A 10,337-nucleotide genomic window follows, 5' to 3' on the forward strand; every position below is an offset into this window, starting at 1 on the left:
CCGCCAGGCCGGCGTGGCGCAAGGCGCCGACGCGCCGGCCGCCAGGCTGCTGGCCGACGCCGCCGCGCAGGAGCCGTCGTTCCGCGAGGTCGCCGCCAAGCTGCACGGGCCGTCGGACGGCGTGCGCACCGAGGCCGCGCCGGTGTCCGGCGCGCTGCTGGCCTCCGGGCTCGCGGCGGCCGCCCCGAGCACCCCGGCCGAGGCCCCGGCGGTCGTCAACCTGCCGACCCCGGTCGATTCGCCGGAGTTCGCACAGTCGCTCGGCGTGCAGGTCAGCGTGCTGGCCGCCGACGGCGTGCAGCAGGCCGAACTGCACCTGAACCCGCCCGAGATGGGGCCGATCTCGGTGCAGATCGCGATCGACGGCACCCAGGCCCAGGTGGATTTCGGCGCCGACATGGCGTCCACGCGCCAGGTCATCGAGAGCGGGCTGCCCGAGCTGGCGTCCGCGCTGCGCGAGGCCGGCTTCACGCTGACCGGCGGCGGCGTCTCGCAGCAGGCGCGCCAGGGCTCGCAGGACGGCGGGCAGGGTCGTGGCGAAGGCGGTTCGCGCTCGCGCGCCGTCGGCGGGATCGAATCGGCGGACGCGCCGGCCCCGCGGCGCACCATGGCCCGGGTCTCGGCAGGCGGCGTCGATCTGTACGCGTAACCCGGATGCCCATCCGGGTCGGCCGTGCCGATGCGATCCCGCATTGGCCTCCGGGCTGCCGAACGGCACGGTTTTCCCCCCGCTTATCGCGCTTTAGGAATTCCCCCCGTTTTCCATAATTTCCCCATTGCAACCCGGGAGTGCGGTGCCGTCGTGGCGCTGCCGAACGGGCTCGATTGAGGGAAATTTCCATGGCCACTGCTGTCGCCGACGTCCCCGCCGGCGCTGCCCCGAAGGGCAAGAAGAAGCTCATCATCATCCTGGCGGCGGTGCTTGCACTGGTGCTCGGGGGTGGCGGCGCGGCCGTCGTCGTGATGAAGAAGAAGGCGGCAGCCGCGGCGGCGGCCGAGGAAGACGACGGCGAAGAGACGGCGGCGGCCCCCGAGAAGCATGCCAAGGACGACCACAAGACGGTGCCCACCTTCGTGCCGCTGGAGGTTTTCGTCGTCAACCTGGCCGACAAGGATGCCGAGCGCTTCGCGCAGATCGGCGTCACGCTGGAGGTGGACGACCCCAAGTTCGCCGAGCAGCTGAAGGCCTACATGCCGGCGATCCGCAGCGGCATCCTGATGGTGATGTCGCACAAGACCTCGCAGCAGCTGCTCGACGGCGATGGCAAGCTGCAGCTGGCGCGCGAGGTGATGCGCGAGGCGGTGCTGCCGCTGGGCATCGAGGTCGACGCCGACGAGGCCGACGACGCGCCCAAGGGCAAGAAGGGCAAGAAGCGCAAGGCCGCGGTGCACAACCCGGTCACCCACGTGCATTACTCGACGTTCATCATCCAGTGATGACGGCCACCACGCCATGAACCAGCAGATCCTTTCGCAAGACGAAGTCGATGCGCTGTTGCAAGGCATCACCGGGGAAAGCCAGAAGCTCGAGCAGGAAGAGGTTCAGCACGGCAGCATCCGCGACTACGACATCGCGAGCCAGGAGCGGATCGTCCGGGGGCGCATGCCCACGATGGAGATCATCAACGAGCGCTTCGCCCGCAACATCCGCATCGGCCTGTTCAACTTCATCCGCAAGAGCCCGGAGATCTCGATCGGCGGCATCAAGGTGCAGAAGTACAGCGCCTTCCTGCGCGAGATCGTGGTGCCGACCAACTTCAACATCATGTCGGTGCGCCCGCTGCGCGGCAGCGGCCTGGTGGTGTGCGACCCGACGCTGGTGTTCGCGGTGATCGATTCGCTGTTCGGCGGCGCCGGCAAGTTCCACACCCGCATCGAGGGGCGCGATTTCTCGCCCACCGAGCAGCGGATCATCACGCGCCTGGTCGACGTGATCTCCGAGGAATACAAGAAGGCCTGGCACGGCATCTACCCGCTGGAGCTCGACTACCAGCGCTCGGAGATGCAGCCGCAGTTCGCCAACATCGCGACGCCGAGCGAGATCGTCGTGGCCACCAGCTTCACGCTGGAGATCGGCGAGACCACCGGCACCATCCACTTCTGCATCCCGTACTCGACGCTGGAGCCGATCCGCGACGTGCTGTATTCGACCATCCAGGGCGACAGCAACGAGCCGGACAAGCGCTGGGTCAACCTGCTGAAGCAGCAGATCCAGTCGGCGAGCGTCGAGCTGGTGGCCGAGCTGGCGACCGCGCCGGCCACCGTCGAGCAGCTGCTGTCCTTCAAGCCGGGCGATTTCATCGAGCTCGACCTGCAGGCGGGCATCCAGGCCAAGGTGGTGGGCGTGCCGGTGTTCGATTGCCACTACGGCACCTCGAACGGCAAGTACGCCTTGAAGATCGATCAACTGTTGACCGGCTCGACGATGAGCTGGCTGGGGGAAAACAATGTCAGCTGACAACGCAGCGCCGTCGGAAGAAGACGCGATGGCCGCCGAGTGGGCCGCCGCACTCGCCGAATCGAAGCCGGAAACGGCGTCCGAGGTGCAGAGCCCGGCCGAGCAGGTGTCGCCGGTGGCGTTCACCAACTTCGCCTCCGGTGCCGGCCCGACCGCGCCGAACGACATCAACATGATCCTGGACATCCCGGTGCAGCTCACCGTGGAACTGGGTCGCACGCGCATCCCGATCAAGCACATCCTGCAGCTGGCGCAGGGCTCGGTGGTCGAGCTCGATGCGCTGGCCGGCGAGCCGATGGACGTGCTGGTCAACGGCTACCTGATCGCGCAGGGCGAGGTGGTGGTGGTGAACGACAAGTTCGGCATCCGCCTCACCGACATCGTGACGCCGAGCGAGCGCATGCGCCGCCTGAGCAAGGGCTGAGCATGTCGCCGGCGATTTCCTCATTCATGTGGTTCGTCGCGATCATCGCGATGATCCCGATCGCGCTGTGGCTGCTCAAGCGCACGCCGATGGGCGGTGCCGCCGGGCTGGGCGTGATGCGCAGCGTGGCCGCGCTGCCGCTGTCGTCGAGCCAGCGCCTGGTCACCGTCGAGGTGGGGCAGGGCGAGCAGCGGCGCTGGCTGGTGCTGGGCGTCACGCCGCAGAGCATCACCGTGCTGCACAACATGGAGCCGGGGGCCGATGCCGCCGCGCCGAACGCGCCGGCGGTGCACCCGGCCTTTGCACAGATGCTGTCGCGCCTTCGGCGCGACCAGGGGACGAGCGGTGACCGCTGACGGATTCTTTTCTTCGGCCCGCCTGAAGCGCGCCGGCACGATTGCCGCCTTGACGGTGTTGTCGGCCGTTCCTGCAGCGGCTTTAGCGCAAAGCGCGACCGGCGGGGGCGCGACGCTGCCGCTGCTGGTGGGCCAGGGGGCCGGCGGCACCAGCTATTCGGTGCCGATCCAGACGCTGCTGTTCTTCACGGCGCTGTCCTTTTTGCCGGCGGTGCTGCTGATGATGACGGGCTTCACCCGCATCGTGATCGTGCTGAGCCTCTTGCGCCAGGCGATGGGCACGCAATCGGCGCCGCCCAACCAGGTGATCATCGGACTGAGCCTGTTCCTGACCTTCTTCGTGATGAGCCCGACGCTGGACAAGGTCTACGCGGACGCGTACCAGCCGTACGCGGAGAGCAAGATTGCCTTCGACGAGGCGCTCAAGCGCGGCGAGGTGCCGATGCGTGCCTTCATGCTGAAGCAGACGCGCCAGGCCGACGTGATGCTGTTCTCGAAGCTCGCGAAGGTGGACCCGTCGGTGAAGGCGGCGGACGTGCCGTTCAAGGTGCTGGTGCCGGCCTTCATCACGAGCGAGCTGAAGAGCGCGTTCCAGATCGGTTTCCTGATCTTCATCCCGTTCCTGGTGATCGACATGATCGTGGCCAGCGTGCTGATGAGCCTGGGGATGATGATGCTGAGCCCGGTGCTGGTGGCGCTGCCGTTCAAGCTGATGCTGTTCGTGCTGGCCGACGGCTGGAACCTGTTGCTGGGTTCGCTGGCGGCGAGCTTCTCGACCTGACGAGGACAAGAAGAGAACCATGGATTCGCAACAAGTCTTCACGCTGGGCCAGCAGGGCCTGTACCTGCTGTTGATGGTCTCGGCGCCGGTGCTGCTGGTGGTGCTGGGGGTGGGCCTGCTGGTCAGCATCTTCCAGGCGGCCACGCAGATCCACGAGCAGACGCTGTCCTTCGTGCCGAAGATCGTGGCCGCGGTGGCGGTGCTGATGGTGGCCGGGCCGTGGATGCTGACGACGCTGGTGGAGTATGTGCAGCGCACGCTGACGTCGATCCCGACGGTGGTGGGGTGAGCCATCTCGCGAGCAAGCCGTTTGCCGACAACCCGTTCGCCCTGAGCAGGGACCGAGCCTGCCGAGGGCCCGTGTCGAAGGGTTGGCGCCGCAGCGCGCAGGTGGCTCTCACGCACTGTCCCCAGGCCTTCGACAAGCTCAGTCCGAACGGTTTCACCTGACCTGCCGCCCATGCTCACCTTCACCGACGCCCAGCTCGCCGCGTGGCTCACGCCGCTGCTGTGGCCGTTCATCCGCATCCTGGCGCTGTTCAGCAGCGCGCCGCTGCTGTCGCAGCGCAACGTGCCGGTGCGCGTGCGGGTGGCGCTGGCCTTCCTGATCACGATCAGCGCGCAGGCCTCGCTGCCGGCGATGCCGGTGATCGCGCTCGATTCGCCGGTGATCTATGCGGTGGTGGTGCAGCAGGTGCTGATCGGCGTGACGCTCGGGTTCTCGGCGCGCATCGTGTTCGCGGCGATCGAGCTGGCCGGTGAGCTGGTGGGCCTGCAGATGGGGCTGAACTTCGCCGGCTTCTTCGACCCGGCGACCGGCGCCGAAGGCACGGCGGTGGGCCGCTTCTTCAGCATCATCGTGTCGTGGCTGTTCATCATCATCAACGGCCACCTGCTGCTGATCGCGGCGATGGTGCAGAGCTTCAACGCCTTCCCGGTGAGCGCCGAGCCGTTCGCCTTCCTGCATGCGCTGGAGCCGCAGCGCTGGGGCAGCGAGATCTTCAAGCTGGGCCTGTGGATCGCGCTGCCGATGATCACGATGCTGCTGTTCGTCAACCTGGTGCTGGGCGTGATCTCGCGCGTGGCCCAGCAGATGAACGTTTTCGCGGTCGGCTTCCCGATCACGCTGGGCGTCGGCTTGCTGGGCGTGCTGCTGACGCTGCCGATGATGCAGGCGCCGTTCACGATGGCGCTGGAGCAGATGCTGAGCCGCTTCCAGTAGCCTGCCGGCTGGCGCGACGGCGTGCCCCGCGGCGAGCGGGAAAAGACCGGGCTTTCCCCCTCTGATCCGCCTCAAGTTTCCCGCCCGGCCCGGAACAATCGCGGGAGCACTGTGCCCGCCCCATGTCCGACCAAGACCGCAACCTACCCGCCTCGCAGCGAAAGCTCGACAAGGCCCGATCCGAGGGCCAGGTTGCCCGTTCGCGCGACCTGTCGCACTTCGCGGCCATCGCGGTCGGCGGTGCGGCGCTGGTGGCGGTGGCGCCGTTCCTGTCGCGCTGGCTGCAGCAGTTGCTCGCCTCCGGCCTGCAGTTCAACGCGCTGATGGTGCAGAACCCCGAAGCCATGGGCCAGCGCCTGGGCCAGCTGACGCACAAGCTGATGTGGGTCGTGATCCCGATGGGCCTGCTGATGATGGCCGTCGGCGTGGCCGTCAGCGTCGCGGCCGGCGGCTGGGTCTGGACCCTCAAGCCGCTCTCACCCAAGTTCGACAAGTTCAACCCGATCGCCGGCATCRCCAAGCTGTTCTCGAAGCAGCAGCTGATCGAGGCGCTGAAGGGCGCCGCGCTGGCGCTGATCCTCGGCACCATCGGCGCGCTCTACCTGCGCTCGCACGTCGAGGTGTTCGCCGGCGCGCTGTCGCTGCCGCTGCCGCAGGCGCTGTCGCACGTGGGCAGCACCATCCTCGGCGGCATGCTGCTGGTGCTGCTGGCGCTGGCGGTGTTCGCCGCCATCGACGTGCCGCTGCAGCGCCAGCTGCACGCGATGCGCCTGAAGATGAGCCACCAGGAACTGAAGCAGGAGCACAAGGAAGTCGAAGGCAACGGCGAGGTCAAGGCCAAGGTGCGCGCCCGCATGCGCGAGATGGCCAACCGCCGCATGCTGGCCGCCGTGCCTCAGGCCGACCTGGTGGTGATGAACCCGACCCACTATGCCGTCGCGCTGAAGTACGACGAAGGCCGGATGGGCGCGCCGCGCGTGGTTGCCAAGGGTGCCGACCTGATGGCCATGCGCATCCGCGACACCGCCAAGGAAGCCAAGGTGCCGGTGCTGCAGGCGCCGGTGCTGGCGCGTGCGCTGTACGCCCATGCCGAGGTCGAGCGCGAGATCCCGGCCGCGCTGTTCGCCGCCGTGGCGCAGGTGCTGGCCTACGTCTACCAGCTGCGTGCCGCGCTGGCCGGTCGCGTCGCGATGCCGGGCGCGCTGCCTGAACTGAACGTGCCGGCCGAGCTGGACCCGCACAACAAACCCGGCGCACACGACGCCATGGAGGACGCTGAATGAACGGCCTGATGAAGCAACTGCAGGGCTGGCTCGGGCCGCATGCCTCCGCGATCAAGGCGCTGATGGCGCCGGTCTTCATCATCATGGTGCTGTCCATGATGGTGCTGCCGCTGCCGGCCTTCGTGCTCGACCTGCTGTTCACCTTCAACATCGCGATGGCGCTGATGGTGATGATGGTGGCGGCCTACATGGTGCGTCCGCTGGATTTCTCGGCCTTCCCGACGGTGATCCTGCTGACCACGCTGCTGCGGCTGTCGCTGAACATCGCCTCCACCCGCGTCGTGCTGCTGCAGGGTCATTCCGGTCCGGGCGCGGCCGGCAAGGTGATCGAATCCTTCGGCCACTTCCTGATCGGCGGCAATTTCGCGGTCGGCCTGATCGTGTTCGCGATCCTGGTGGTGATCAACTTCATCGTGGTGACCAAGGGTGCCGAGCGCATCGCCGAGGTCGGCGCGCGCTTCACGCTGGATGCGATGCCCGGCAAGCAGATGGCGATCGATGCCGACCTGAACGCCGGCCTGATCGACGAGAAGGAGGCCAAGCGCCGCCGCGCCGAGGTGGGCGACGAGGCGGAGTTCTTCGGCTCGATGGACGGCGCCAGCAAGTTCGTGCGCGGCGACGCGATGGCCGGGCTGCTGATCCTGTTCATCAACATCATCGGCGGCTTCATCATCGGCGTGGCGCAGCACGACCTGTCGGCGGCGCAGGCGGCCGACAGCTACATCCTGCTGGCCATCGGCGATGCGCTGGTGGCGCAGATCCCGGCGCTGCTGATCTCGGTGGCGGCGGCGATGGTGGTGTCGCGCGTCGGCAAGGACAAGGACGTCGGCACACTGGTGGCCGGCCAGGTCTTCAACTCGCCGCGCGTGCTGGCCATCACGGCCGGCGTGATCGGGCTGCTGGGCATCATCCCGGGCATGCCGCACCTGGTGTTCCTGCTGATCGCCGGCGCGATGGGCTATGCGGCCTGGTGGATGAACGAACGCAACAAGCGCGTGCGGAACACGCCGCCGCCGGCCGCGCCGGTGGCCGAGCCGAACGCCGAGGCCAGCTGGGACGACCTGCAGCCGGTGGACACGCTGGGCCTGGAAGTGGGCTACCGGCTGATCACGCTGGTCGACAAGAACCGCGAAGGCGACCTGCTGCAGCGCATCAAGGGCGTGCGCCGCAAGTTCGCGCAGGACGTCGGCTTCCTGCCGCCGCCGGTGCACATCCGCGACAACCTGGAGCTCAAGCCCAGCATGTACCGCCTGACGCTGCGCGGCGCGGTGGTCGGCGAGGGCGAGGCCTTCCCGGGCATGCTGCTGGCGATCAACCCGGGCGGCGCGACCACCCAGCTGATCGGCACCCGCACCACCGACCCGGCCTTCGGCCTGCCGGCGGTGTGGATCGAGGAGCGCCAGCGCGAGGCGGCGCAGATGAACGGCTTCACGGTGGTGGACTGCTCCACGGTGGTGGCCACGCACCTGTCGCACCTGATGCAGCTGCATGCGGCCAAGCTGCTGGGCCGGGTCGAGACGCAGCAGCTGGTGGAGCACGTCACCAAGCTGGCGCCCAAGCTGATGGAGGACGTGATCCCGAAGATGGTGGGCATCGCGAGCCTGCAGAAGGTGCTGCAGCTGCTGCTGGAAGAGGGCGTGCACATCCGCGACATGCGCTCCATCGTCGAGAGCCTGGCCGAGCATGCGGCGGTGGCGAGCGAGCCGGGCGAGCTGGCACGGCGCATCCGCATCAGCCTGGCGCCGGCCATCGTGCAGCAGATCTACGGGCCGGTGAAGGAGCTGGAGGTGATCGCCCTCGAGCCCGAGCTGGAGCGCATCGTGACCCAGGCGCTGAACTCGCCGCACGGCGCGGCGCTCGACCCGGGCGTGGCCGACACGCTGACGCGCAGCGCGGCGGCTTCGGCCAAGCGCCAGGAAGACCTGGGCCACCCGGCCTGCCTGCTGGTGCCGGACATGATCCGCGCCCCGATGGCCAGGCTGTTGAAGCGTGCCGCGCCCAGGTTGCGGGTGCTCGGCCACAGCGAAATCCCCGAGACGCACTCGATCCGGATCGGCTCGATCATCGGCGCGAACTGACGGTCAACCAGGGTGCTGTGAATGTCACAGCATTTGCTGTAGATTCGACAGCATGAGCGATGTGCTGACTGTCATCTTTGGTGGCAAGACCAAGGCTCGAATCCTCGAGGTCTTGCTCTCGAATCCGGAAACGACCTATCACCTGCGCGGATTGGCTCAGGCGGCTGGTACCGACTCCGGAAACACCAGCAAGCTGCTGCGCCAGTTGGTCGAGGCCGACCTGGTTCTCGCGCTGTCCGACAGCCATTCGACCCGCTATGCCATCAACGCCCGATCACCGCTTACCGCACCACTGCGACAACTGGTTGCCCGTACCGGATCACTGATGGAGGAGCTTCGTACCAGGGCAAAAAGCGTCGCAGGCGCCTACATTGGCGTCTTCGGCTCGTTCGCCGCGGGTACTGCAGACGCTGACAGTGATGTCGACGTTCTGGCTGTCGGGGACCTGAGCACCGTCGAAGCCCAGTCAGCATTCCGTGCTGTCGGGCGAAAGCACCACAAGACAATCAACGTCGTGGCCGTATCGGCCGCCGAGTTTGCTCTCAAGTTGAGGGAGGGCAGCGCCTTCTGGACCTCCGTCGCTGAGGGACCAAGGGTCGACCTGAAAGGGACTTGGTCCGATGTTGCGAAGCGCGAGGAAACTTCAGGCTGAAGCATCAGCTTTCATACCCTGTTCCCAAGACAAACGAGCGATCCGATCCTGGCTCGAGGCCGCCCAGGACAAGGCCAGGGATGCGGACAATCCGAGCGTGTCGTTCGGCACCCGGTTTGAAGCGGCCTACGACGCGACATTCTTTGTCGCGCTTGCGGTCTTGAACGCTGAGGGCTGGAAACACAGGGCCGTCGACGGCCACCACGCTTTTGTCCTGGAGGCTGCTTGCGCGGCCGTCGATGCGGGCGTCTCGTTGCTGGACCGGCTCGACGCAGTGCGCGAGATCCGCAACCAGAAGTACGCCGGCATGCAGCGTACGTCGGCCGATCTGCGCGATGCCAAGGCTGCATTCGCGGAACTCTCTCAGATTGCCATCGAGTGGCTCCAGGCACGCCATGCCAACCTGCTGGCCCCCTGAGAGCATTCGACACGCACCAAGACGATGGTTCGGCAAAGGCGCGCCCCAGCCTGCCTGTCCGCGGCTTTGCTCGCGCCGATGCCCGAACTGAGTCCCCACTCGCATCCCCGAAGAGGCCCGGCATCGACGGGACGTTCTGCGTCGGATGACGACTGCTTCACACCCCCGGCAAAGCCCTGCACGCCGCCGGGGAACAGGCCGGCTTTCCCCCCTCTCATCGTCCTCAAGTTTCCGACCCGCCCCGGAACAATGACGGCACGCATCCACCGCGCCCGCCCATGACCTCTGCTTTGCCGTCCACCGCTGCCGCCCCTCGGCACACAAGATCCCAAATGAAGGGATTTACGGTGGCTCATCGCCCGACCGTCGATGGTGCGGTTCTCTCACACTGGATGCCATTGCTTGCAATTGGTCTCTGCTCGATCTCCTGGAGCCCCCGATGAACGTCAAACGCTTCACCGCCCGCACGTCGCGCGACGCCCTGACCCTGGTCCGCCAGGCGTTCGGCGAAGACGCCGTCGTGCTCTCGACCAAGCCCTGTGCCGAAGGCGTCGAGGTGCTGGCCATGGCGCCGGAAAGCGTTCAACAGATCGAGCGGCTGTCCGCCTCCGGCCCGATCCCGCCGTCGCCGCCGGTCGCCAAGCGCGCCGCCGCACCGCGCGCCC

At 67.4% G+C, this 10,337-nt stretch carries 12 protein-coding genes and 1 pseudogene; all 13 read left to right on the forward strand.

All coding sequences use genetic code 11. The features are described from left to right. Positions 1-649, forward strand: a 649-nt coding sequence (locus tag AC1DYN_RS29975; RefSeq protein WP_477966006.1) for a flagellar hook-length control protein FliK, incomplete at its 5' end; no start/stop codon positions are given. Positions 650-840: 191 nt separating this feature from the next. Continuing rightward, the gene (locus tag AC1DYN_RS29980) at positions 841-1,437 is read left to right on the forward strand and encodes a flagellar basal body-associated FliL family protein (protein WP_477966008.1); all 597 of its coding nucleotides are present in this window, start codon (positions 841-843) and stop codon (positions 1,435-1,437) included. Positions 1,438-1,453: 16 nt separating this feature from the next. Further along, positions 1,454-2,458 carry a flagellar motor switch protein FliM gene (gene fliM / locus AC1DYN_RS29985; protein WP_477966010.1) on the forward strand — a complete coding sequence of 335 codons (1,005 nt, stop codon included), beginning with the start codon at positions 1,454-1,456 and terminating at the stop codon, positions 2,456-2,458. Next, on the forward strand, positions 2,448-2,882 hold the full coding sequence (gene fliN, locus AC1DYN_RS29990) for a flagellar motor switch protein FliN (protein WP_477966012.1): 435 nt from the start codon (positions 2,448-2,450) through the stop codon (positions 2,880-2,882). The genes fliM and fliN overlap by 11 nt, the downstream gene beginning before the upstream one ends. 2 nt (positions 2,883-2,884) lie before the next feature. Then, the gene (locus AC1DYN_RS29995) at positions 2,885-3,238 is read left to right on the forward strand and encodes a FliO/MopB family protein (protein WP_477966014.1); all 354 of its coding nucleotides are present in this window, start codon (positions 2,885-2,887) and stop codon (positions 3,236-3,238) included. Further along, positions 3,228-4,019, forward strand: a complete 792-nt coding sequence (fliP, locus tag AC1DYN_RS30000; RefSeq protein ID WP_477966016.1) for a flagellar type III secretion system pore protein FliP — start codon at positions 3,228-3,230, stop codon at positions 4,017-4,019. Before AC1DYN_RS29995 ends, fliP begins: the two co-directional genes overlap by 11 nt. A 19-nt stretch (positions 4,020-4,038) precedes the next feature. Continuing rightward, positions 4,039-4,308, forward strand: a complete 270-nt coding sequence (fliQ, locus tag AC1DYN_RS30005) for a flagellar biosynthesis protein FliQ (protein WP_477966018.1) — start codon at positions 4,039-4,041, stop codon at positions 4,306-4,308. A gap of 171 nt (positions 4,309-4,479) precedes the next feature. Beyond that, positions 4,480-5,241, forward strand: a complete 762-nt coding sequence (gene fliR, locus AC1DYN_RS30010) for a flagellar biosynthetic protein FliR (protein ID WP_477966020.1) — start codon at positions 4,480-4,482, stop codon at positions 5,239-5,241. Positions 5,242-5,363: 122 nt separating this feature from the next. Beyond that, positions 5,364-6,524 (forward strand): flagellar biosynthesis protein FlhB, encoded by a 1,161-nt coding sequence (gene flhB, locus AC1DYN_RS30015; RefSeq protein ID WP_477966022.1) that lies wholly within the window; start codon positions 5,364-5,366, stop codon positions 6,522-6,524. Continuing rightward, on the forward strand, positions 6,521-8,602 hold the full coding sequence (gene flhA / locus AC1DYN_RS30020) for a flagellar biosynthesis protein FlhA (RefSeq protein ID WP_477966023.1): 2,082 nt from the start codon (positions 6,521-6,523) through the stop codon (positions 8,600-8,602). Before flhB ends, flhA begins: the two co-directional genes overlap by 4 nt. Positions 8,603-8,654: 52 nt before the next feature. Continuing rightward, positions 8,655-9,254, forward strand: a complete 600-nt coding sequence (locus tag AC1DYN_RS30025) for a nucleotidyltransferase domain-containing protein (RefSeq protein WP_477966025.1) — start codon at positions 8,655-8,657, stop codon at positions 9,252-9,254. A 97-nt stretch (positions 9,255-9,351) separates the two neighbouring features. Beyond that, positions 9,352-9,672, forward strand: coding sequence for a hypothetical protein (locus AC1DYN_RS30030; protein ID WP_477966027.1), 321 nt, complete (start codon positions 9,352-9,354; stop codon positions 9,670-9,672). A 439-nt stretch (positions 9,673-10,111) separates the two neighbouring features. Then, positions 10,112-10,337 (forward strand): annotated as a pseudogene (locus AC1DYN_RS30035) (flagellar biosynthesis protein FlhF); the annotation flags it as partial.

Source organism: Rhizobacter sp. P2_D12 (assembly GCF_056404395.1).